The following is a 23,101-nucleotide window of genomic DNA, read 5'->3' as shown; positions in this document are numbered from 1 at the left end:
CCGCTCGAATCCGAATGATTTCCGAATTCCAAAACCAACTCTACAAAGATTGCGCCACCGAATCACCAAGCGCGAACCCACTCGGCCAGAACCCACTCAGCTCGAGCCCGCTCAACTCAATTCCCAGATGCTCAGTTCTCTTCGATCTGCTTCAACGCGTCCTCGACGCTGACGCACAGATCCGGGAAATGCTTGATCAGATCCTGGTCGCCCGTCACCACCATATCAGCATCGGCCTGACGCGACGCGGCGATAATGAGGTCATCCTCATAGTCGGGATGTGCAGACCGCAATTTCAGCGCATTTTTGCAAACCTCACCGTCAACAGCAGCGACCTGACAAACCTCCATGATTGATTCGACACTGTTCCAACCGATCTGAGCGACAAGCTGCTGCACCGTGGCCTGCTCAACGCCTGCCATGGCATCTTTGAACTCCCGCTTGGTGTTCACTTTCACAATATAATCGACATCTTTGAGCGATAATGAAACGCACATAGGATTCAAATTCAAATCGGCGCATGCGTCCATAAGCTTCAACGCCGCAGATTCCCGCAGTGAACGATGCATAACGATATCGATAAGAATATTGGTATCAAATACGATATTGCGCTTGGTTTTCTTCATCAGACCGCCACGCTTTCTTGAGCGTAATCCTCATATCGTTGTTCGTCCGCATAATCATGAAGCTCTTTGGCGGACATCGACTTGAACGGATCATCGCCACGCCCGATAAGCCCCATATCGTTCAAGGTCCGCGGGACTATTCCGCTCATATTGTCAATCTTCTCAAGTTTCTTCCGCTTTTCGAGCTCCTGATCCTCTTTCTCACGAGCCGTGTCCAAATCGGGAATATCGCCGGAATCCTGAATGAAGTCCCATAGCTCACGAATGACAGAGCTCGGAGTCTTGCCGAGACGCTTCAGTATCACGTCGACTTCGTCTTTCAAGTCAGCATCGATACGGACATTCATCTGCACCATCGACATAGCCTCTCCTTGTCTTGAATCCACAACCTTATCTGCTATACAGCATAGCTTACTATATAACGCAATAAAAGTCAAACTGGACAAGAAGCATTGTATTTATTAAATTTCAAAACGTTTAATAATGAGCAAAATCCTGCTATACGAGGTATACAAAACCTTCCCATGGCCCAAGCTGACCATTCGCAGGCAGTGAACCGGTGACGGAAATCAGCAACCGGGCATCGTCAGGTTTCCCGCTCGCCGCCAGCAACTTGGCCGCCTGACGCGGAATCGGCACGGTCTCACCAGAACAGTTCACCGCGACCAGCAGCTTCTCGCTGCCAAGCGAACGCGTGAAGGCGTAAACATGCTCGTCATGGGCATCGATCAGCTTCCAATCGCCGGCAGCGACCACCGCGTTGGTGTGCCGCAGTCCGATAAGCTTCTTGTAGAAGGAATACACCGAATCGGGGTCGTCCACTTCCGCCTCGGCGTTGATGACGTCATGGTTCGGATTGACGGCGATCCATGGTTCGGCCGAAGCATCCGACGCCATGAAACCGGCGTATTTGCTGCCATCCCACTGCATCGGCGTACGCGCGTTGTCGCGGCTGCGTTTGGCCAGTACGTCCAGCATCTGCGCGGGCGAGACCTGATGCTGCTCGTCGACGCGCTCGTGGTAAATGTTGCGCGATTGAATGTCGCGGTACTGCTCGAGCCGGGTGAAGTGGGCGTTGGTCATTCCCAGCTCCTCACCCTCATAGATATACGGCGTGCCGCGGTGCATGTGCAGCAAGAGCCCCAGCGCCTTCGCGCTTTTCACGCGCATCGCCTCGCTGTCATCGCCCCAACGCGAAAGGGCGCGCGGCTGGTCGTGGTTGCTGAAATACAGGCTCGCCCAGCCGGCTTTGCTCACCACCTTCTGCTCTTTGGCCATGACCTTGCGCAGATCTTCGACCTTGAACGGGACCGGCGTCCACGTGTCATAGTTCTTGCAATCGAACAGCACGTGGTTGAAAAGGAACATCATGTCGAGCTCGCCATGGGCCGGATCGGTGATATAACCGTCCCGCTTCAGGCGAATCCCCGGAGCCTCGCCGACGGTCATATAGCCTTCGCGCCCGTCGAAAACCGCATGGCGCATCTCGCGCAGGAACTCGTCGAGCCGCGGCCCGTCGGTGCAGGCCAGGAACGGCGTGGAATAACCGTTGTTCGCCGGCAAGTCAGGAATGTGCCCACCCTGCTCGCCCGGCAATTTGCCGTTGGAATCGACACGCTTGGAAATCTCGGCGATGACGTCCATGCGGAAGCCGTCGATGCCGCGATCCATCCACCAGTTCATCATCTTGTAGACGGCCTTGCGCACCTCGGGGTTCTCCCAGTTGAGGTCGGGCTGTTTGGCGGAATACTGGTGGAGATAGTATTCGCCGCGTTTCGGGTCGTAGGTCCAAGCCGAACCGCCGAAATAGCTGCCCCATTTGTTCGGTTCCGCACCCGGCGTGCCCGGTTCGTGTCCCTTGCGTGCCGGCCTCCACCAATACCAGTCGGCATGTTCGTCGTTCTTGTCGCGGCTGGCTTGAAACCATGCGTGCTCGTCGGAAGTGTGGTTGACCACGAGGTCCATCACCACCTTGAGCCCGCGTTTGTGGGCTTCGCTCAGGAGCTCGTCCATATCGTCCATCGTGCCGAATCTGGGGTCGATGTTCTGGTAATCGGCGATATCGTAGCCGTTGTCGACCTGCGGCGAAACGTAGACAGGACTCAGCCACAGCACGTCCACGCCGAGACCGGCCAGATAATCGAGCCGCGAGATAATCCCCTGAATATCGCCGAAACCATCACCATTGCTGTCCTGAAAACTGCGTGGGTAGATCTGATAGACCACCGCGTTGGCCCACCAAGGATTCGGCGTCGCCCCGTTGGTCCGAACGCGCTGTGCAATCGTCATTCTTTGCCCGTCAACCATTTCAACGTTTCCTTCCGCTGCTGCATCTTCGCACTTTACGTCGTAAATCCTAACGTTCATCATATTCGGTGTTACGTAAATGCGGAATCCTTCTATCGTATTGCTTTATTAACGAATAATTGTCATTTCTTATTTCAAAACCTGACCAAAAGTCATTGTCAAAACAGTTTCCGTTTGAGGGACAAATACACCGACGAACACACCCAAGACACAGAGATGTCAATTTATGACATCCCCGAGATAGAACCAGCTGCCCTTCATATAGGCCAGAGGCGGAATTATCCTTGGGGGTATGGAGTATATCGAAACGCAATCCGAACACACCGAACTGCCGCTGGTGGTCATTCCATCCATGTTCCCGGCCATGTACCAGCCCATCGCCACGAGTATGCGGATGCTGCACAATGTCGCGCGCGTACGGATGTACAAGGATTTCAACATCGATCCCGACACTATCCTCGAGCGCTGCAAGGATGCCGATATCGTGGTGGTCATCTGCTTCCACGTCACCGGCAGGCTGCTTGAGGAGCTGGGCAGCCACGTCCGTTGCTTCGTTTTCGGCGGCACCGGCGTCGCCAATTTCATTGACCTGAACCGCACACGAAAAATGGGAATCCGCGTGTGCAACACCGTGCATTACGCGGACGAAACCGTTGCCGAATATACATTCGCGCTGATTTTCGAGCTCGCACGCGGCGTCGGCGCCATGGACCGCAGCATTCGCGAAGGCAACTGGAGTGGATTGGAGGGCACATCGCTGAGGGACAAGACCATCGGACTTATCGGTTTCGGCGGTATCGGCCAGACCGTCGCCCGCATCGCCGACGGCTTCGGCATGCATACGTTGGTCTGGAATTCGCACGTCAACGCCGCCACCGCGCGTTCGCTCGGCGCAACACAAGTCGATAAAATCGGTGACCTTATATCCCATTCGGATATCGTAAGTCTGCATTTGCCTCTGAACGAGGAAACGCAGGGAATCGTGACGGCTGATGACCTCAACCAGCTCAGGCCTGGCAGCTATTTCATCAACACGGCACGGGCGGAGCTCATTCAGCCCGGAGCACTGGTCAGCCGACTCAAGAAGGGCGACATCAAAGCCGCCATCGACGTCTACGACAAGGAGCCGTTGCCCGCCAACGACCCGTTGCGTTCGATTCCCGGCACCATCCTCACCCCGCACGTCGCCTGGCGTGCCGACGACGCCTACCGCGATCTTTCACGCCAGCTCGCACGCTCGATTCACGCCTTCTGCAACGGCGAGCGTTTCAACGTCGTCGAATAGTCGCATATCGTTTCACCTCTGAGTTTCAACCTCCGCTCCAAGAGCAGATAAGCACAATCGCTGCGAAGGAAAGCCCGTTTCCCATGCTTTCTGTCGCGTTAGCCAAAACCGATGCGACCAAAAGAACCTTTCAACATGCTTTTGGTCGCATGCAATGGATACGAAAGTAATCACGCACAACTACAGCGACGCAGCGGCAACCAGTTCGCGGGTATAGGCCGCTTTCGGACGGTTCAGCACGTCATCGGTGCTGCCGCTTTCCACTAACTTTCCATCATGAAGAACGACGATACGATCCGCGATGTGCTGCACCACGCCCAAATCATGCGAAATCATGATGATGGCCGTCTCCGGGCGCGACTTGCGAATGGCGGCGAACGCCTCAAGTATCTGCAGACGTGCAGCCACATCGATGGCGCTCATCGGCTCGTCTGCTGCTATAAGCTTGGGGTCGGTAACCAGCGCACGGGCGATGGCGACGCGCTGCGCCTGCCCGCCGGAAAGGTCGACAGGATAACGATTCAGGAATTCATCGGGGTCAAGACCGACCAGAGACAATGACTCACACACTTTCTGGTTGATATCCAGATTGCCGGTTTTCGAACGGTTGCCACGCTGAATTTTCAGCGGTTCCGCCACGGACTTTGCCACCGTCCATCGAGGGTCGAGTGAAGTGAACGGACTTTGGAAAACGAGACTTGATTCACGTCGCAAAGCCTCGTATCCAGTGGATTTGCGACCTTCAACTGGCTTTCCCGCAAACGTCACTGTGCCCGAAGTCGGCTTGTCAAGCCCGAGCAGAATCCGCGTCAGCGTGGATTTCCCCGACCCGGAACCACCAATCAACGCAAGGCACTCCCCCGAACACACTTCGACATTGACATCCTCCAAAGCGGTCTGCCGGTCTTTTCCGTGACCGAATACCTTGCCGACATGTTGGCCCCGCAGTAATACGGAATCACCGTCGCCAACCTTCTCAGAACGTTCCTCAACCATCATGCCCTCATTTTCATTTTGTCCGCTCACACTAACCTTTGGTTACCAAAAGATACTGTACCTATTTCCAAGGTTTCTTTTGGTAACTATGGGTTAGTGTGAGTCTGCACCAGCAAGAGTCAGCTCTCGCGCGGCCTCGACCAGCTTTTTCGTCTGTCCGTTTTGAGGATTATTCAACAAATCGGAGGTCTTTCCCGATTCAATAATCCTGCCGTTATCGAGTACATAGCATCGCGTCGTGGCTCGGCCGAGCACCGAAAAATCATGGGTAATGAACAGCATCGAGGCGCCGGCCTTGTCGACCAACGAAACCAGCAGATCAACAATCTGACGCTGAGTGATGGAGTCGAGTGCCGTCGTAGGTTCGTCGGCGATAATCAGCCGCGGCGAGGTAATCAAGGCCGTAGCGATGCCCACGCGCTGCTGCTGACCGCCGGAAAGCTCGCTTGGATATTTCATTGCGGTAGTCTCGTCAAGTCCAACTTTTCCAAGCATCGCGGCGACTCGCGTCTGACGGTCGGCCTTGTCCAAGTCGTAATGAAGTTTCAGCGGCAGTTCGATCTGTTTGCCGACGGTGAGCACCGGATTCAACGACGACGCAGGATTCTGGAACACCGCGCCGACGTAACGTCCGCGCAAGCTTGCCAGAACGCTTTCGTCCGCCCCGATAACCTGCGTGCCACCGAGCATCATGGAACCTTCCGTCTTTGCATTCGTCGGTAATAATCCAAGCATGGCCTTGGAAATCATGGATTTTCCGGAACCGGACGAGCCGATGAGCCCGACCCGTTCGCCGTCGCCGATATGCAGATTCACGCCGTGCACAATCGGCTGGCTTCCAATGGAAATATCAAGTTTGTTGACATCAACGCTCATGACCAGCTCCAACCTTGCAAAACCCTAGGAAAACCGAACATCGACATTAAAGGCCAAGAAACATGCTGCCACATCTCGACCTTGCAAAATGACCATACCGTCCGATGAACACGCATATTGCAATCGCTTGTCCCAGACGATCTCAACAAGACCTCACTGCACAATTTGTCCGGCGCATATCCAGCTGCATAATCCTCACGACGGCTTGCCTTGCCGGAACAGGCCAAAACCGGACACACGCCCAATACCGAGACCATCATCTTATGACCTCCGCAATTCCGGATTGGTCACCGAATCGACGGCATCGCGCAGCACGTCGCCGAAGACGTTCAACGCCACCACCACGATGGTGACGATAAGGCCGGACCAGAGCACGGTCAGTGGATAGACATTGATGAACTTGACCGACGTAGCCAGTGAATGACCCCAGCTCGGCACGCCGCTGGGCACGCCGACACCGAGGTAGGTCAGGCTGGATTCGGCGAGCACCGCAGTTCCTGCGGAAAGTGAAAGCTGAACCATGATGGTCGGCATCGCATTAGGCAGAATATGATCCAGCATCACCGAGAATCCCGAAGCACCGTAGGAAAGCGCCGAGGCAACATAGTCGGAATTGGCCGCGAGCAAGGCCTGAGGCCGTGCTATGCGCGCCAGATTGAGGCCGTAGCCGATACCGCAGGCAATGACGATGACGGCCACCGAGGCGCCCATCGGAACCGCCAGAATCAAGGCAATCAGCACGGTCGGGATGGAAATCAACGCGTCCACCGCCACCACCGAAACATTGGACAATGCCGAGTTTCGCGAAACCATCGCGCTCATCAGCAATATGCCCAACGCTCCGGCAAAGACGACGGCCAAGATCGCGATGAAAAGATTCGTGCGAGCACCTGCCATCAGCCAGCTGAACACATCCGCGCCGGTGCCATCGGTACCCAGCCAGTGCGAAGCAGACGGCTTGGCCCAGACATGATAGCCGTCGGTCGCCCACAGTGATTGCGGCGTCCAGACGAGCGAAACCAGCGAAACCGCAACCCACAGCGCCAATACGATCAGCGCGAACTTGCCTTCGCTGCGAATCCAGATAGAACGTAAAACAACGGTGAACTTACTTGAAGTTTTGGCTTTCGCGCTCTTAGCGGCTTTTCCTGAAGGCTGGATTACATTGTTTTCAACCGAAGTGCCAACATCTTGTCTCGTATTTGTAGCTTCGTTGCCGGTTCGATTTGCTTCGAGGGTGGCGTATTCATTATTTCCGGTCATTGCGCACCTCCTTGAACGGCGTGCTTCAGGCGTGGGTCGAGGAAGCGGTGAAGCAAGTCGACAAGGAAGCCAACCAACAGGAAGAAGGCAGCCAGCATGAAGAGTTCGCTTTGCACAGCAACGAGGTCGCGGTTGCCAAGGTCAGTGACCAAGCCCGCTCCGATGCCAGGTAGCGCGAAGAGGTTTTCGATGACCATGACGCCGGTGATCATGCCGGCGAACATCAGACCGACCACGCTCACCAACTGCGGCGTCGCCAGTCTCAGCCCGACTTTGAGAGCGGCCTGACGGCGCGTATAGCCGCAGGCCATCGCCTGATCCATATAGCCGCTGTTCATCACGTCACCCAACGCCGAGCGTGTATAGCGCATAAGACTTGCACCGTCGATGATGCCGACCGTCAACGCCGGCAGCACCAGCGAGGCCAACGCCGAACCGAAACTGCTCCAACCAGCCTCAGGAAATCCCTGCGAGGGCAGTATCCCCAACAACCCTGTGCCACGTCCAAAGAGCAGAATCAGCAGCAACCCTCCCCACAACGCGGGAATGGCACCCCCAACGATGGCGACGAAATGGAACGCGGAACGCACTGCCGGACGCGTAGCCAAAGTAGCCACAACCCCAAGCGTCAGGCCGATGGCGAGCGCCACGACAAGCCCCAACACAATCAGCGGAAAAGTAACGGAAGCGCGCATGGCGACCGTCGAGCTGATCGAACGGCCGGTCAGAAGTGAGGTGCCAAAGTTTCCTCGCAACAAACCGCCCAACCAACTGAAGTACTGCACAATCAGCGGCCGGTCGAGCCCCATCTGCGAGCGCAGCTGAGCCACGCGCTCCGGGGGTGCGTTGAGCCCAGCCATCACGCTGGCCACGTCGCCCGGCAGAATGCGCAGCGCCGCGAAAATCACCACCGAAATGGCGAGCAGCGCCGCCACAAATAGCAGGAAACGCCGAATGACGAATCGCACGATTCACCTATTCCTTTCCAAGCCGATCCTCTGCGGCCAGAAGTCTGAGTTCAATTGCCTCAATTTCGTGATTTATTCTGCATCAATCCCGAAATCGCGGCGCAAATCACGTTTATTGACCACATTGCGTAATTTATCCTGCACAAAACCCAAAGTTGCAGAGAAAATCACGTTTTCGGGGCATATCTCGTGATTTCCCTGCGTGTATGCTGATCGTGCAGAGATAACCACGATTCCGCACGCCATTCCTGATTCCCATCGCATCCTCATCATGAGCCCAAGTCACATCACACTCACGCAACCAGCTACTTGGTCGGCGTCATATATCTCACGTTGTAGAGCGGCAACAGCGTCTGGTTCAAGTTGAGCGGGAAGCCCGATACGCCCCTCTTCATCGCCGTGGTGATGCGGTAGTTGAACAGCCAATCGGCCGGGGCGTCGACGCTTACCACACGGGCAGCCTTGGCCAGCAACGCATCGCGCTGGGAATCGCTGGAAGCGGCCATCGCCTGGTTGTAGTAGTCCTTGACTTTCTGGTTGCTGTAGTTGTAATAGTAGGCGTCTTGGGTCCACTGCGAGAAGTCGTGACTTTCGTTGTGGTCGACCAGCGACAAATCGTAATCCTTGTTCTTGAGCACGTCCTGCAGCCACGTGGAGAATTCGACCACGTTGACCTTCAAATCGATGCCGATGGGCTTGAGCTGGCTGCGCAGCTGGTCGCCAAGCTCGGTGCCGTAGGTGTTGGCGTAGGTCAGCCGCAGCTCAAGCGGATGGTCGGGCGCATAACCGGCTTCCTTCATCAGCGCCTTGGCCTTGTCGACGTTGTGCGGATAAAGACCGGTCAAGTCTTGATAACCCGGATCAAGCGAAGGAATCGGTCCGCCCAACGGTTTGTCGGCCCCGCCGCGAGAGGCGATGAGCTGCTTGTGGTCGATGGCATAGCGAATTGCCTGACGCACGTGCACGTCCGAGGTCTTGGAACCCTTGGAATTCATGGCAAGCACGTACTTGTCGGTGTCATCGCCGTCCGCAACGCGATAGTGCGCGTCATCTTTCACAAAAGGTTCCGCAAGATTTTCGGTCACGGGCGCAAGCACCTGAACATCCCCGGATTTCAGGGCGTTGACGGCCGCATTGTCATCGCCGAAATAGCGCAACACGATGGTCGGGGTGACGGCCTTGTGCGCACCCCAATAGTTCGGATTGGCCTTCAATGTGATGGAATCGTTCGGCACGAACTTGGCGACGGTATATGGCCCGGAGCCCACCGCCTGCGTTTTCATGTCGTAGTTGGCGTTCTTATCGAACACCAGTCCCGGCCGGCAGGCAAGCTCCCACAAGAGATTGGCGTAGGGGGCGGTCAAATCGAGTTTGACGGTATCGGCGTCGGTGGCAGTGACGGACTTGAAGTTCATCAGCGATTCGGAATCGTGGTAATGCTTGGTCACCAATTCGTTGATGGACCAAGCCACGTCATTGGCGTCGAGCTTGTCGCCGTTGGAGAAGTTCATGCCTCGGTTCAGATGGAACGTATAGCTCGTGCCGTCGGCGTTCTTCTCCCAGCTTTTGGCCAGCCCCGGCACGACCTTGTTATTGGAATCGCGAGCGACAAGCCCTTCGTAAACGTTGCCGACAAGCACCTGGTCGAGTGAGGAACCCGACTGATTGCGAATGTCAAGGTTCGTGGGCGCGAGCTTGAGCCCGATGGTCACGGAATCGGCAGTATGCATCTTGGCAGGTTCAGTATCGGCCTTTTGATTGCGGATTACCACGAAAGCAGCGATAAGCGCCACCACGACCACAGCCGCGATAATGGCCCAGATCCAGCCTTTTTTCTTGGCTTTTCCGGCTTTGCCGTTGCCACTACCGCCGAAACCATAACCGGCGTTGCCGCCTTTGACATGCGCATTGAGCGTCTCATCGGTGCTGCCCGCGCTGTTTGCGTCGGCTTTGACATCGCAGTTACTACCAGCGTCCCCGTTTGCGACGGCATTCTCTGAATTCGAAGGCTGGCCGGCAACATTGGCGTGAGCGTCATTTGCGTTCACGGAGTGACCGGTAACGTTGTCATCTCCGGCTTTTAGCGAATCACCGGCAACGCTCGCCTCACTACTGCCTGTGTTCACCGAGTTACCGGTATCGTTGGCGTCCCCGTCACTCGCTGTGTCACCGACAACGTCGGCACGCCCAGCATTCTGCGAACCGCCGCCACGGTTCGCCAAATTTCCAGCGTCGCTGGCCTCCATTCCGTTTTTGTTGTTGCCTGTTGCTTGGTTATCGGTTGCGTCGTTTTCACCGTACGCACCTGAATTGGTAGGCATACATTCCTCTTTGATAGAAATTATTACATTCGCTAGCCGCCCTTACGGGTCGTCTGCGATTCCCAATCATACGAATACCGATAGATTTACGACGCTGGCAGCGTATGATGGAACATAAGCTTAAAGGGAATACGGCACCTTTACACGGAAACCGGGTATACGTCAGTAAAGCCTTAGGAAGGCGGGCAATATGCTACTCGCAATTGATATCGGCAACACAAACATCGAAATCGGCGTGGTGGATGACAGCTCCCCTGACGCCTCCATCATCGACACTTGGCGTATCACCACCAAAACCTTTAGAACCAGCGACGAATACGGTCTACTTCTGCTTCAATTCCTCGAGTCCGGCGGATATGCCTCCGATGACGTCGATGATGTCATTGTCGCCTCGGTCGTTCCTCAGATCATGCATTCCTTCCGTTCCAGCATCGTCAAATTCCTTGATATCGACCCGATTATCGTCGGCCCCGGTGTCAAATCCGGACTTTCCATCCGTATGGACGATCCGAAATCGCTAGGCGCGGACTGTCTCGCGGATTGCGTAGGCGCGTACGCAACGTACGGCGGCCCCGTGCTGGTGGCGGATTTCGGCACGGCCACCACCTTCAATTACGTCGACGGCAACAAAGCCATCACCGCAGGGCTGATCAGTCCTGGTCTGCAAACCTCGATTAGCTCTCTGGTATCCGGCACTGCCCAGCTGCCTGAAGTCGAAATCACGCGCCCAGATTCGATTCTGGCCAAGGGCACGAAAACGGCCATGCAAGCCGGCCTATATTACAATTTCCTCGGTGGCATCGAACGCACCATCAAGCAATTTCACCGGGAGATAGAGGAAGATTTCAAGGTGGTTGCCACCGGTGGCCTCGGCTCGATTTTCAAAGATGACACCGATACCATCGACGTCTACGATCCGGAACTCATTTTCAAAGGGATGTCGATCATCTACCGCCTCAACGTATAAGGTTTGATCCTCGCATTGGCAACGGCAATGTATTTATCGCAACATGTTATTGCACTGCAAAGCCCTGGTTGTTGCCGTATTCCTTGATGTCTTTCTGCCATAGCCCGATCCCTTGCATCAGGCTGATCTTGGGGCCGGGATCCTGGGGCAATGTCAATGCGCTGCCATCCGGGTTGGTCTGCCCGGCATTGATCCGATCCTGTGTCTTTTGCACCGCACGCATGGCATTCGCCCATTTATACGACTGCCCCACCGTCGCTTTGAAATCACCTCGGGCATAGACCTCGAAGGGCAGATACTGGTAGCCGACCGACACGTTCTCCGCGGCACTCGAAAGCACACGGTTGAATTGCTGCCCGCCGAAATAAGGTACATCGATGCCGCGCGAATCCCGAATCGTCGTTTTCGTCAGGAACGCATGGCTGTTCAGTGTCGCCTTGTCCGCAGGGAACGCGCCGCCGTCCACACGTTTGGCAATGCCGGACCGGTCGAGGCAGACGTAACGGATGAAACGCATTGCGGCTTCCGGCTTGCGTGTCAGGTTCAACACGGCAAGGGCCGAACCACCGTTCTCAGAATTGGTTTGTGCTCCATCCGCCGTCGGCATCGGGGCGACGCGCCACAGCCCTGCACTGCCCGGAACGTCGGAAAGCAGCAGAGACGGCATCCACGCCCCGGTAAACACGGAAGCGACATTTCCCACCGCAAGCGCGCTTTTCCATCCGTCGGACCAGGTGTTCAGCTGAGTATTGATCAGCCCCTCGTCGATCATTTTCTGCCAGAACTCGCTGAAATTCTGCGTTCCTGCATCATCGGTGAGATTGACAGTAACGGTTTTGCCATCACCGGTGGTATGGAACGGCCGGCCTCCATTAAGCCAGATCATCGCATTGTAGAAGCTTGCGTCCCCGGAATCTGCGGCGATATAGACGCCTATCGCCTTGAGCTTTTTAGCCGCTTCATAGTAATCGTTCCATGTATGGATCTGCGAGGCGTCGACACCCGCCTGACGGAAGACGTCATCGTTGTAGAAAAAGGCCATCGGCCCCGAATCCATCGGCACCCCATAAACCCGGCCATTGGTGTGCACACTCGACCACGTGCCTGGCGTGTAGTTGTCGCCGTAGTCCTGCGTCTGGTCAGTGATGTCACGCAGCTGGCCACTTACCGCATACTGAGGGAGGGCAAAATACTCGAGCTGCACCACGTCGGGCATGTTGTAGCCGTCCTGAATGGCGGAATTGAGATTGTCATAGCCACTGGTGGACTTGATGTCGACGCGAATGTCGGGATTGGCCTTTTCAAAATCCCGGGCCTCGGTCTGCATGCTTGGTTCCCACGACCAGACGGTGATAACGGTCCGGTTGTCTTGCCCCCCGCAGCCGGTTGTGGAAGCGAGCAGCAGACAAGCGCACATCTGCGCAAACAGCCGTCGGACCTTGCTCATTCTATTCCTGTCGTCGTTCCACCGTTTTATTCAATGACAAGTCTATCCTCACCTTGCGAAGCCCCTAAAAAGACACGAAATCTCGTCGGTCGTCACGGCTTGCGACACAGTCTTTTTGTCAGAAAACTGCCGACGATTCGTCACCACAACGTAAAAAATGATGTTTCGTGAATCCAAACAAACTATCATCCGGATTCACGAAACATCATTATTGATTAGAGGCAGTTACCAGCCAGTGCCGATTATTGCTTAACGGTGTAGCCCTGCTGCTTGGCGTAGTCGGTCATATTCTTCTGCCAGGCCTCGATACCCTTGTCGAGGGTGATTTTCTTGTCGGTGAAGGCGCCGCCGGCGTCATCGGCGAAGACACCGCGGGCATAGACCTCGAACGGAAGGAACTTGTAGCCAGGAAGCACGTTCTTGGCGGCCTTGGCAAGCTCCTCGTTAAACTTCTGTCCGCCGAAGTACTCGTTGGGCTGACCCTTGGCGTCGGTCATCGAAGTCATGTTCAGGAAGTCGCTGGAGGAAAGCGTGTTGTTGTCGGCCGGGAAAGCGCCGCCGTCAACACGGGTCTTGATGCCTTCCTTGTTGTGGCAGGCATATTCCATGAACTTGTACGCGGCCTTGGCCTTGGCGCTGTCCTTGGTCTTCATCAGAGCGAGCGAGGAACCTCCGTTCTCGGAGTTCTCGGTGCCGCCCTTCTCCCAGGTCGGCATCTGCGCCACGCGCCACTTGCCGGATGCCTGCGGAGCGCCGGAAAGCAGGTTGTAGGGCATCCATGCACCGGTGAGCAGCGAGGCGATGGAGCCGTCGCCCAGGCCCTTGTTCCAGTCATCGGACCAGCCCGGCGTCTTGGTGTCGATCAGGTCCTCGTCGATGAGCTTCTGCTCGAAATCGGTCCACTTCTTGACCTTGTCGTTGCCGGTCAGGTTGATGGTGACGGTCTTGCCGTCCTTGCTGGTATCGAACGGCTTCGCGCCGGCCTGCCAGGTCATCGAATCGAAGAAGCCCGCATCGCCGGAATCGGAGGTGATGTAGTTACCGGTGGCGCGGATTTTCTTGGCCGCATCATAGAACTCGTCCCAGGTCGTCGGCACTTGGGTGACTCCGGCCTTGTCGAAGACCTCCTTGTTGTAGAAGAAGGCCATGGGGCCGGAATCCATCGGCAGCGCATAGACTCCGCCATTGATGTTGACCGAATTCCATGTGCCCGGGGTGTAGAAGCTCTTGTATCCCGAAGCTCCCATATCCGAAAGGTTGGTCACATTGTTGCGGATGACATATTCAGGCAACGCATAATATTCGATCTGGGCCACGTCAGGCGCGCCCTTGCCTGCGGACATTGCGTTGTTGAGCGCGGTGTATTCCTTCTTGTTCGTTCCTGCGTTGGTCACCTTCACGGTGATATCCGGGTTGGCTTTCTCAAAGCCTTTCACGGTACGAGGCAGCGTCGAATCCCAGGACCATACGAGAATCGAGGTCTTGCCGCCTTTCGACGAATCCGCAGAGGAACTGTTCGAACCGCCGCATGCAGCCAACGGCACCAACATGGCAGCCGCCCCGACCATTGCGATCACTTGCTTAGTGAACTTCATCGTTCTTTCTCCTTCCCCAAATGCTTTGAGCAAATGGAAACTTTGTCTAACGTAACCAACTTTTAGAATCTTGGTATCCCTTCTGACTTCTAGAAGCAAGAAACAGATATCAGACAATCGGTTCGTAAAATGATTGCGATAACATTTTTAAGTATACGTTACTTTGCTTGATTTGCAAAATCCCATCAGAGCTTTTCACGTTTTATTTTTCCCGCCGGCGTTTTAAGGAAATCAATATGGCTGATTATTTCTTGTTTCAAACCGGCGAGGAACATCTTTCATCTACAGATTTTTTCATTGTCCTTTCACTATGAGGACGCCGTTGGGTGAAATCGAAGCCGTATTTCGTGTCTCGCTTTGTACCAATGAAGACACCACGATTTCTCCCTCGAACTCGACTTTCACATCATCGTCGCCACGGTTGAAATAGAACAGGAATGTACGCCGGCCGTCTTCGCTCTTTCGTTCCACGCGAAGCACATGACCGGCATCCGCCTCACGCGGATATCCAACGCCCATCTCGTCAAGCGCCTGCGGCAAAGAAAGTCGCAAACCATCACGTCCCAATTTACAACCGACGTAAACGCACTTGCCCGTTCCGAACGGATTGACCACAATGGCCGGAACATCGTTCATGCCGGTGCGTTCTTCGGCCTGGTAGGCTGCGAGCACCGTTGCATCCGGCGACGTTGAGGTGATCCAATCCGCCAGATCGTGGGCCACTGCCCCATTGCTCAGGTTCAGATGATCGAGGGCGCCAGGGAAATCATCACCCATCGGCGTGAATTCCTCGCTCCTGACCCCTACGACATCTCGAATCGAACCTGGATAGCCGCCAAGCCAGACGTGATCGTGCTCATCGGAAATGCCGGTATAGTACGTCACGAACAGCTTTCCGCCATTCGACACGTATCGGCGAATCCGATTCGAATCGACCTCGCTCAACAGATAGACACACGGGAGCACTGCCACCTCATAGGTATCCCAATCACTTCTCATCGGCACCATGTCGGCGGTGATTCCCAAATCGGCGAAAGCACGGAACCAGTCCAAAGGTTCGGTGAAATGGCGAACCTTCTGCGTGGGGTTGGCGCTATGCTCCGTGGCCCATTCGCTCTGGTAATCGAAGACGATGGCGACAGAGGATTTCTTTAGTTCGGTTCCTTCGAGACCGGCTTCGGAAAGCTTGCGCAAATCGTCGCCGAGTTCACAGACATCACGGAAAATCTGGCTGTTTTCACCGGCGTGGGGCACCATGGCGCTGTGGAATTTCTCGGCGCCTGCACGCGACTGCCGCCACTGGAAATAGCAGACCGCGTCGGCGCCCATGGCCACATGCGCCAGCGCGTCACGAACCGTCTGCCCCGGTTCCTTGCGATAGTTGACGGGGCGCCAATTGACGGCACCCGTCGAATTCTCCATGAGGAACCATGGCTTTTTGCGGGCAATACCGTCAACCAATGAGGCGGACCAGGCCAACTCATCCAGATGTTGCTCGCCCGGCACGAAATAATGGTCGTTGGAGACGAAATCGACCTCATCGCCCCAGTCGTCATAGTCAAGCGGTGTACCGCCAGTGCTGACCATGAAGTTGGTCGTCAACGGCTTGTCCGGGGTAATCTGAGCCAAGGTATCGCGTTCCGCCTTGTAGAAATCCTTCAGGGCATCCGAGCTGAACCGCTTGAAATCAAGCAGTTTGCCAGGATTCATGAAATTGCCCTCACCGATAAAGCGCGGGGGAATGATCTCGCTGAAATCATTCATCCGTTGCGCCCAGAATGACGTGCCCCAGGCGTCGTTGACGGCCTCAATGGTGCCGTAACGTGCCTTGCACCACTTCTGGAAGGCACACATGGCGTCATCGGAATAATCGAAGCGGTTGTGGCAGCCGTATTCGTTACTGACATGCCAAGAGACAACGTAAGGATTGTCCTTGAAATGTTCGGCCATTTGGCGGCAAAGTCTCAAGGCGTACTCGCGGAACACCGGCGAAGTGGGGCGCCAGTGCTGACGGGCGCCGGGCCAGCAAATATCCCCACGCTCGTCACGCCAAAGCACCTCCGGATGCTTCTGTGTCAGCCACATCGGCGGCGAAGCAGTGGCGGAGGCCATGTCCACCGCGATGCCGGCCTTGCCGAGCTTGCCGACGATGCGGTCAAGCCAATCGAAGTCAAAGACACCATCACTGGTTTCTATCTTGGCCCATGAAAAAATACCAAGTGAGACCAAGTTGACCTTCGCTTTACGCATCAGTCGGATGTCGTCATCCCAAATCTCTTCCGGCCATTGGTCGGGATTGTAATCACCTCCGTACCAGAGCCTCTGCCTTTGGCCGTCAAGAGGCTGCGGCCAACGATATGTTCTGCGTGTACTCATTACTTTATATTCCTTGTGTTGTCTCGTTTGTCGTCGTTGTTTATTCTTTGACGGCGCCTGCGGCGAGGCCGGACTGCCAGTACTTCTGCAGGAGGAGGAACGCGATCACCAGCGGGATGATGGTGACCAGGGAACCGGTGATGACGAGGTTCTGGATGGCCTGCCCGCCCGCGGTCGAGGCCTGGTCCTTCCACTGGTTCAGGCCGATCGTGAGCGGGTACCAGTCGGCGTCCTTGAGCATGATCAGGGGCAGGAAGTAGTTGTTCCACGTCGCCACGATCGTGAACAGCGCGGTCGTCACGATGCCCGGGGCCAGGAGCGGCAGGGCGATGGTGAAGAAGGTGCGGAACTCGCCCGCCCCGTCCACGTGCGCCGCCTCCAGCAGCTCGGTGGGGACGGCCTGCTCGCTGAAGATCCACATCAGGTACAAACCGAACGGCGAGATCAGGCTCGGCAGGATCATCGCCCACGGCGTGTTCGTCAGGCCCAGTTTCGCGAACAGGAGGAACTGGGGGACGGCCAGGGCGATGCCCGGCACGCTGATCGCGCCGATCACCACCGCGAACACCGCCTTCCTTCCCGGGAAGCGGAACTTGGCCAGCGCGTAGCCGCCCATGATCGCCAGCAGCGTCGCCCCGCCCGCGCCCACGACCACGTAGAGCAGCGTGTTCAAAAACCACCGGCCGAAGATCCCGTCCTGGTAGGAAAACACCTCCGTGAGGTTGTCCCACAGGGCGAACGTGCGGCCGAAGCCGAGACCGAACGTCGAGGTGAAGTCCGCCTGCGTCTTCGTGGCGTTGACCAAAAGGTAGACGAACGGGAACAGGCAGTACGCCGCGAACACCGCCACCACCAGGGTCAAAGGCCAGCTGCGGCGCGGGTTCTCCGGGTTGCCGAACCCGCTGCGCGCGCTCCGCCTCCGCTCCGCCGCCTCATCCTTCGCCACCCGGCGCCGGCGCGCCTTCTCCGCCCTCCGGGCCGCCCTCTCCCGCGCCTTCAGCCCGGACGCGGAGAGACGGTCGGGTCCGGACGTTGTCCTGGCTTGCATGCTCGTCCCGCTCATTTCATCTGCTCCTTCATGCTGTTGAGCTGCACCGCGTACGCCACCGCCATGGTGATCACGGCCATCACGATCGCCAAAGCGGCCGCATAGTTCGACTGGCCGCCCGTGAAGCTCAGGTTGTACGCATACATGTTCGGCGTATAGTACGTCGTGATCGCGTTGCCCGGCACCATGTTCTGCATGATGCTCGGCTCGTTGAACAGCTGGAAGCTGCCGATGATGCTGAAGATCACCGTGATCGCCAGCGACCCCTTCAACTCCGGCATCTTGATCCTCCGCACGATCTGCCACTCCGAGGCGCCGTCGATCGCCGCCGCCTCATACAGGGAATGCGGGATCGTGGACAGCGACGAATAGAAGATCAGCATGTTGTAGCCCGTGAACTCCCACGTCACGATGTTGCCGATCGACGCCAACAGCACCCCCGGCTGCAGCACGTCCAGATGCACGCCCAACCACGAGTTCAGCGAACCCACCAGACCGTACTTCGCCCCGTACATGAACCCCCAGATCAACGTCGAGACCACCGCAGGCACCGCGTACGGCAAAAACGTCGAGATACGGAAGAACCGCGTGCCATGAAGCCTCATCGAATCCAACGCCAACGCCAGCAACGCCGACAGGGCCAGCATGACCGGCACCTGCACCAGCGTGAACAGCGTCACCCGCCACACCGAACCCCAGAACTGCCCGTCACGGAACAGCCGCACATAGTTCTGGAACCCCACGAACACCGTGCCCCCCACCATCCGCGTCTGGAAGAACGACAGGAACACCGCATACACGACCGGCACGATGAACACAAACAAAAACACCACAACAAACGGCCACAAAAACTTCCAACCACGCCAATCCACACGATGACGATTCACCGACACCGAGTCCACCTTGGGACTTGGCCCGGCAGAAACCTCTGCTGCACTCATTTTGCATCTTCTCCTTCGAAGAAAATCTCGGTGACGAGCCAATCGCACTCGCCAGTGGAAAAATGTTTACGTTACCATTGTAGCATTTATTCATGAAAGCGAAACACGATTCGTGTCGACGTGCACATTTGCCCATTGATTGACGCTCTTAGTAATTATTTACTGACTTTTGAGAAACATCATTAGGAAATATGTCTTAGAATGGTATCGTCACCAATATAAGTGCAGAATAAACAATGCAACAACGATTTACGAGGTCAACAGATGCCAACCAACCGGGTAGTGTCAATGCAGGATGTCGCCCGCGAAGCAGGGGTTTCCCCGCAGACGGTCTCACGGGTGGCGAATCACAGTAATGCCGTAAAACCGGACACACGCAGACGCGTCGAAGACGCCATGCAGAAACTAGGCTACCGGCCGAATTACGCAGCCCGAGCATTGAAACACGGGCATTTCAACAATATCGGAGTCGTGCTTTTCAATATGACTTCGTACGGCAATGCCCGTATTCTCAACGGCATCACGGACGCCGCGCTTGACAACGATTACGCCGTTACCCTCCACCGAATCGGAGACGACAGCATCCACACCCTCCAGGCGGCAATCAACCGTATGAAAAAACTGCCCGTCGACGGGGTGATCGTCATTTTGGAAAAGAATCTTCCGGACGTCAACTCGTATGTGCCCCTGCCCGATTTGCCCGTGGTTCTTATCAGTGAGGAACCCTCAGACCACTGCCCCACCGTAGACGCGGACCAATACGGGTGCTCGATCGCCATTGTCGATTATCTGCTCAGTCATGGGCATTCCACCGTCTACCACATCGCCGGACCGACTTCCTCGCGAGCGGCACAGAGCCGCGAACTGGGTTGGAGAGACGCTCTTGAGCAAGTCGGAGCCCCCATACCTCAGACCTATATCGGCGATTGGAATGCCGACAGCGGCTACCAGGCAGGATTGTCGTTGGCGACCAATCCTCGATGCACCGCCATCTACGCGGCGAACGACCAGATGGCCTATGGCGTTGTCCAGGCTTACGAAAGCTTGGGCAAAAAAGTACCGCAGGATGTCAGCATCGTCGGTGTCGACGATTCGCTGGTCGGTCTCGTGCCTCGCCTCAATCTGACGACGATGAAAATGCCGTTCAACCAAATCGGGCGTACGGCCTTCGACATGGTCAAATGGCAATGTGACGGAAAGCATGTTCGCGCAGGCATAAAAACCGTCATCCCGACCCAGCTGATCGAGCGCGGCTCCGTGCGGTCGATTGAATAGGGCTTGACAGCTCGGACCTGTATCTTGCGGCCTGGCCCTACGATTTGTATTTTGCCCCATACGGATTCCGCCGACCTAACGCAGTTCCATTCGAGACGTCTCAGTTTGTAAAAGCTCAGTTTGTAACAGCTCAGCCAAGGTCGATCTGCGAAGTGAATCTACGAGGTTCGTGGCTGACCGGGTCAATGAAACTGAGCGAACGGGCCACCAATTGAAGAGGGCTGGAGAAGTCGGTATAGTCCGGTTCGAGGATTTTCGGGTACAGGTCATCGCCTTTGATCGGCAGACCCAGCGAATTCATATGGACACGCAGCTGGTGGGTCTTGCCGGTTTTCGGGTGCAGGATATAACGGCGAAAACCCTGGGATGCGATATTTCCGTCCGTATCCCCCAGCTCGATGACAGTTTCAGCGTTGACGTTTCCCGGCATTTCGTACGCCTGCAAGCGTCCACGGTTTTTGACGATATGAGAGCGGCGCTTGACTGGGAATGGCGCGGGCGGATTGAGCCTTTCGATGGTTCCGGTTTTGGGCCGCACAATCGGCAAGGCCGGCGCGAGGCATTCGTAAGTCTTTTCAACCCGATGCTCCTGAAACAGCATCTGATAGTCCCGCCGTCGATCGGGGTTGCGTACGAAAAGTACCACCCCGGCCGTTTGGCGGTCAAGCCGGTGAGCCGGCGTAATCTGCGGTTCCTTGAAACGTTTGCGCAACCGGATCAGCGCTGTCTGCCGATACCACATTCCCCGCGGCGTCGTCGCCAGAAAATGCGGCTTGTCCACCACGATGATGTTTTCATCCTCGTAAAGAACCGTCAGCTCAAACGGCACTTCCGGCTCATCAATGACGAAACGATGCTTTTCCGGCAAAACGTATCACTCAACCGTCACGGACTTGGCGAGATTGCGAGGCTTGTCGACGTCATAACCTTTGAGCGTGGCCACATCGAGCGCAAAGAGCTGCAACGGAACCACATCGACCAACGGGCTCAGCAGCGTCGCGCACTCAGGACGCCAGAAGACGATATCCGCATATTTCTCGGCGTCGGGGTCGCCTCGTTCGGCCACCGCGATGGTGAACGCGCCACGAGCCTTGACCTCTTCGATGGCGGAAATGACCTTGTTGTGAAGCACATTGCGCCCACGCGAGGACGGGACGATGATCACCACCGGCTCCCCCGGCTCGACCAGCGCGATCGGGCCATGCTTGAGCTCGCCAGCCGCGAACCCTTCGGTAAAGGTATAGGCGATTTCCTTGAGTTTGAGGGCACCTTCCAGCGCCACCGGGTAGCCGACGTGGCGTCCGAGGAAGAGGAATGATTTGGCGTTCAGGAGCTTCTTCGCCGCATCGCTAACGGTTTCGGCATCGTTGTCGAGCACCCATTGGATCTTCTCGGGCATGGCCTTGAGCTGATCCAAAATCTGATGAATCTCATCACGATAGAGCGTGTTCTTGACTTGGGCAAAATAGAGTCCAAGCAAGTAAGCGGCGATAATCTGGGCGACAAAGGCTTTCGTCGATGCCACGGCGATTTCGGGGCCGGCGTGCGTATAGAGCACGGCGTCGGCTTCGCGCGGAATCGTGGAACCTTGCGTGTTGCAAATGGCAAGTACTCGGGAACCTTGTTCGCGGGCGTGACGCAGGGCCATCAGCGTGTCCATGGTCTCCCCGGACTGCGAGATGGCGACGACCAGCGTACGTGGGGTCAGAATCGGGTCACGATAACGGAATTCGTGCGCCAGCTCGACTTCGACGGGGATACGCACCCAGTGCTCGATGGCGTATTTGGCCACCATACCGGCGTAACTGGCGGTGCCACAGGCCACCACGATGATCTTGTCGATCTGTTTGAAGACTTCCGGGTCGATATGCAGCTCGTCAAGCTTGATTTCGTCGTCTTCGTTAAAACGGCCAAGCAAGGTGTTGCGCACCGCCGCCGGTTCCTCATGAATTTCCTTGTCCATGAAGGAATCCCATCCGCCTTTTTCGGAGGCGCTGGCATCCCAGTCGACGGTGAAACGTTTGGAATCGGTGACGGGGTTCCCATCGAAATCGGTGACGGTGACGTTGTCACCGGAAATGCAGACCGCCTGATCCTGATCAAGTTCCATCGCTTCCTTGGTGTAAGCGACAAACGCGGCCACATCGGAGCCCAGGAAGTTCTCGCCATCGCCAAGGCCTACGACGAGCGGCGAATCGTGACGCGCGCCGACGACGATTTCCGGCTGACGAACGTCAACGGCCAGAATCGTAAATGCCCCGGAAAGCATACGGGCCATACGGCGCAATGCCTCGAACAGGTCGGGCTTTCCGGTCTCCTTGATGATGGTATTGGCGATCTTGCCGAGCAGTTTCGCGGCCACTTCGGTGTCGGTGGCCGAAAGGAACGTATAGCCTTCGGTCTGCAAGTCGAGACGCAGTTTCTCGGCGTTCTCGATGATGCCGTTGTGAATGATGGCGATCTTGCCATCCTGGCTGGTATGTGGATGCGCGTTGACATCGCTGGGTTCGCCATTGGTGGCCCAACGGGTATGGCCGATCCCTACAGTTGCATCGGGCATGGGGCTGCGTTCGATGTCGGAAGCGAGATTGGCGAGTCTTCCGGATTTCTTGCGTACGGCGGCCGTTTCCATTCCAGGCGCCACCAACGCGACTCCGGCCGAATCATATCCCCGGTATTCGAGGCGTTTGAGTCCCTGCATGCACACTTCCAACGGTTTCCCGCAAGCTGTCTTGTTTCCTGCAAATCCAACGATTCCACACATAGCTCACCAGTCTACGTGACAACCCTGAACCGCAACACCACCCCCG

At 56.3% G+C, this 23,101-nt stretch carries 18 protein-coding genes; 3 read left to right on the top strand and 15 right to left on the bottom strand.

The genetic code is table 11. The features are described from left to right. Positions 1–131: 131 nt before the first annotated feature. The 3 genes from OZX67_RS03415 to OZX67_RS03405 all read right to left on the bottom strand — a co-directional run bounded on the left by OZX67_RS03415 (position 132) and on the right by OZX67_RS03405 (position 2,933). Positions 132–626 (bottom strand): PIN domain-containing protein, encoded by a 495-nt coding sequence (locus OZX67_RS03415; protein ID WP_277144192.1) that lies wholly within the window; start codon positions 624–626, stop codon positions 132–134. Then, entirely contained in the window at positions 626–988 is a 363-nt protein-coding gene (locus tag OZX67_RS03410; protein WP_277144189.1) for a type II toxin-antitoxin system RelB/DinJ family antitoxin, read from the bottom strand. The genes OZX67_RS03415 and OZX67_RS03410 overlap by 1 nt, the downstream gene beginning before the upstream one ends. Positions 989–1,124: 136 nt before the next feature. Beyond that, positions 1,125–2,933 (bottom strand): alpha-glucosidase, encoded by a 1,809-nt coding sequence (locus tag OZX67_RS03405; RefSeq protein WP_277144187.1) that lies wholly within the window; start codon positions 2,931–2,933, stop codon positions 1,125–1,127. 292 nt (positions 2,934–3,225) lie between these two features. Here OZX67_RS03405 and OZX67_RS03400 point away from each other — a divergent pair, with 292 nt between their 5' ends. Beyond that, complete coding sequence (locus OZX67_RS03400) at positions 3,226–4,218, top strand: NAD(P)-dependent oxidoreductase (RefSeq protein WP_277144185.1); 993 nt, start codon at positions 3,226–3,228, stop codon at positions 4,216–4,218. A 180-nt stretch (positions 4,219–4,398) separates the two neighbouring features. Here the strand turns inward: OZX67_RS03400 and OZX67_RS03395 are convergent, their stop codons facing one another. From OZX67_RS03395 to OZX67_RS03375, 5 genes are all read right to left on the bottom strand, one after another. After that, positions 4,399–5,214 (bottom strand): dipeptide/oligopeptide/nickel ABC transporter ATP-binding protein, encoded by an 816-nt coding sequence (locus OZX67_RS03395; protein WP_277144889.1) that lies wholly within the window; start codon positions 5,212–5,214, stop codon positions 4,399–4,401. Between the two features lie 93 nt (positions 5,215–5,307). Next, entirely contained in the window at positions 5,308–6,090 is a 783-nt protein-coding gene (locus OZX67_RS03390) for an ABC transporter ATP-binding protein (RefSeq protein WP_277144183.1), read from the bottom strand. Positions 6,091–6,351: 261 nt separating this feature from the next. Beyond that, positions 6,352–7,353 (bottom strand): ABC transporter permease, encoded by a 1,002-nt coding sequence (locus OZX67_RS03385; protein WP_277144181.1) that lies wholly within the window; start codon positions 7,351–7,353, stop codon positions 6,352–6,354. Beyond that, complete coding sequence (locus tag OZX67_RS03380; RefSeq protein WP_277144179.1) at positions 7,350–8,321, bottom strand: ABC transporter permease; 972 nt, start codon at positions 8,319–8,321, stop codon at positions 7,350–7,352. Before OZX67_RS03380 ends, OZX67_RS03385 begins: the two co-directional genes overlap by 4 nt. A 305-nt stretch (positions 8,322–8,626) precedes the next feature. Then, positions 8,627–10,642 carry an ABC transporter substrate-binding protein gene (locus tag OZX67_RS03375; protein ID WP_348519613.1) on the bottom strand — a complete coding sequence of 672 codons (2,016 nt, stop codon included), beginning with the start codon at positions 10,640–10,642 and terminating at the stop codon, positions 8,627–8,629. Between the two features lie 190 nt (positions 10,643–10,832). Here OZX67_RS03375 and OZX67_RS03370 point away from each other — a divergent pair, with 190 nt between their 5' ends. Beyond that, the gene (locus tag OZX67_RS03370; protein ID WP_277144177.1) at positions 10,833–11,609 is read left to right on the top strand and encodes a type III pantothenate kinase; all 777 of its coding nucleotides are present in this window, start codon (positions 10,833–10,835) and stop codon (positions 11,607–11,609) included. Positions 11,610–11,655: 46 nt separating this feature from the next. On the opposite strand, the gene OZX67_RS03365 is transcribed toward OZX67_RS03370, so the two are convergent. The 5 genes from OZX67_RS03365 to OZX67_RS03345 all read right to left on the bottom strand — a co-directional run bounded on the left by OZX67_RS03365 (position 11,656) and on the right by OZX67_RS03345 (position 19,016). Then, positions 11,656–13,026 (bottom strand): sugar ABC transporter substrate-binding protein, encoded by a 1,371-nt coding sequence (locus OZX67_RS03365; RefSeq protein ID WP_277144885.1) that lies wholly within the window; start codon positions 13,024–13,026, stop codon positions 11,656–11,658. A gap of 272 nt (positions 13,027–13,298) precedes the next feature. Continuing rightward, on the bottom strand, positions 13,299–14,651 hold the full coding sequence (locus OZX67_RS03360; protein ID WP_277144175.1) for an extracellular solute-binding protein: 1,353 nt from the start codon (positions 14,649–14,651) through the stop codon (positions 13,299–13,301). 294 nt (positions 14,652–14,945) lie between these two features. After that, a complete protein-coding gene (locus tag OZX67_RS03355) occupies positions 14,946–17,027 on the bottom strand; it encodes a beta-galactosidase (RefSeq protein ID WP_277144173.1) in 2,082 nt (693 codons plus the stop codon). Between the two features lie 40 nt (positions 17,028–17,067). After that, entirely contained in the window at positions 17,068–18,090 is a 1,023-nt protein-coding gene (locus OZX67_RS03350) for a carbohydrate ABC transporter permease (protein ID WP_277142253.1), read from the bottom strand. After that, on the bottom strand, positions 18,087–19,016 hold the full coding sequence (locus tag OZX67_RS03345) for a sugar ABC transporter permease (RefSeq protein WP_277144171.1): 930 nt from the start codon (positions 19,014–19,016) through the stop codon (positions 18,087–18,089). Before OZX67_RS03345 ends, OZX67_RS03350 begins: the two co-directional genes overlap by 4 nt. A gap of 288 nt (positions 19,017–19,304) precedes the next feature. Between OZX67_RS03345 and OZX67_RS03340 the strand changes: the two genes are divergently transcribed. Then, the gene (locus OZX67_RS03340; RefSeq protein ID WP_277144883.1) at positions 19,305–20,291 is read left to right on the top strand and encodes a LacI family DNA-binding transcriptional regulator; all 987 of its coding nucleotides are present in this window, start codon (positions 19,305–19,307) and stop codon (positions 20,289–20,291) included. Positions 20,292–20,421: 130 nt separating this feature from the next. On the opposite strand, the gene OZX67_RS03335 is transcribed toward OZX67_RS03340, so the two are convergent. Beyond that, positions 20,422–21,159, bottom strand: coding sequence for a pseudouridine synthase (locus OZX67_RS03335; RefSeq protein WP_277144169.1), 738 nt, complete (start codon positions 21,157–21,159; stop codon positions 20,422–20,424). A gap of 6 nt (positions 21,160–21,165) precedes the next feature. Beyond that, a complete protein-coding gene (glmS, locus tag OZX67_RS03330; protein ID WP_277144167.1) occupies positions 21,166–23,055 on the bottom strand; it encodes a glutamine--fructose-6-phosphate transaminase (isomerizing) in 1,890 nt (629 codons plus the stop codon). Positions 23,056–23,101: the final 46 nt, after the last annotated feature.

Source organism: Bifidobacterium sp. ESL0728, from assembly GCF_029392015.1.
Lineage (GTDB): Bacteria > Actinomycetota > Actinomycetes > Actinomycetales > Bifidobacteriaceae > Bifidobacterium.
Note: the sequence above shows the minus strand (reverse complement) of the source record. Positions and strands in the feature narration are given on the sequence as shown.

Bases quoted from the DNA above. Each gene is read 5' to 3' on its own strand.
- OZX67_RS03415 (WP_277144192.1), bottom strand. From the start codon at position 626: ATGAAGAAAACCAAGCGCAATATCGTATTTGATACCAATATTCTTATC.
- OZX67_RS03340 (WP_277144883.1), top strand. From the start codon at position 19,305: ATGCAGGATGTCGCCCGCGAAGCAGGGGTTTCCCCGCAGACGGTCTCA.
- OZX67_RS03375 (WP_348519613.1), bottom strand. From the start codon at position 10,642: ATGCCTACCAATTCAGGTGCGTACGGTGAAAACGACGCAACCGATAAC.
- glmS (WP_277144167.1), bottom strand. From the start codon at position 23,055: ATGTGTGGAATCGTTGGATTTGCAGGAAACAAGACAGCTTGCGGGAAA.
- OZX67_RS03345 (WP_277144171.1), bottom strand. From the start codon at position 19,016: ATGAGTGCAGCAGAGGTTTCTGCCGGGCCAAGTCCCAAGGTGGACTCG.
- OZX67_RS03390 (WP_277144183.1), bottom strand. From the start codon at position 6,090: ATGAGCGTTGATGTCAACAAACTTGATATTTCCATTGGAAGCCAGCCG.
- OZX67_RS03410 (WP_277144189.1), bottom strand. From the start codon at position 988: ATGTCGATGGTGCAGATGAATGTCCGTATCGATGCTGACTTGAAAGAC.
- OZX67_RS03385 (WP_277144181.1), bottom strand. From the start codon at position 7,353: ATGACCGGAAATAATGAATACGCCACCCTCGAAGCAAATCGAACCGGC.
- OZX67_RS03370 (WP_277144177.1), top strand. From the start codon at position 10,833: ATGCTACTCGCAATTGATATCGGCAACACAAACATCGAAATCGGCGTG.
- OZX67_RS03395 (WP_277144889.1), bottom strand. From the start codon at position 5,214: ATGGTTGAGGAACGTTCTGAGAAGGTTGGCGACGGTGATTCCGTATTA.
- OZX67_RS03400 (WP_277144185.1), top strand. From the start codon at position 3,226: ATGGAGTATATCGAAACGCAATCCGAACACACCGAACTGCCGCTGGTG.
- OZX67_RS03355 (WP_277144173.1), bottom strand. From the start codon at position 17,027: ATGAGTACACGCAGAACATATCGTTGGCCGCAGCCTCTTGACGGCCAA.
- OZX67_RS03365 (WP_277144885.1), bottom strand. From the start codon at position 13,026: ATGTGCGCTTGTCTGCTGCTCGCTTCCACAACCGGCTGCGGGGGGCAA.
- OZX67_RS03360 (WP_277144175.1), bottom strand. From the start codon at position 14,651: ATGAAGTTCACTAAGCAAGTGATCGCAATGGTCGGGGCGGCTGCCATG.
- OZX67_RS03350 (WP_277142253.1), bottom strand. From the start codon at position 18,090: ATGAGCGGGACGAGCATGCAAGCCAGGACAACGTCCGGACCCGACCGT.
- OZX67_RS03405 (WP_277144187.1), bottom strand. From the start codon at position 2,933: ATGGTTGACGGGCAAAGAATGACGATTGCACAGCGCGTTCGGACCAAC.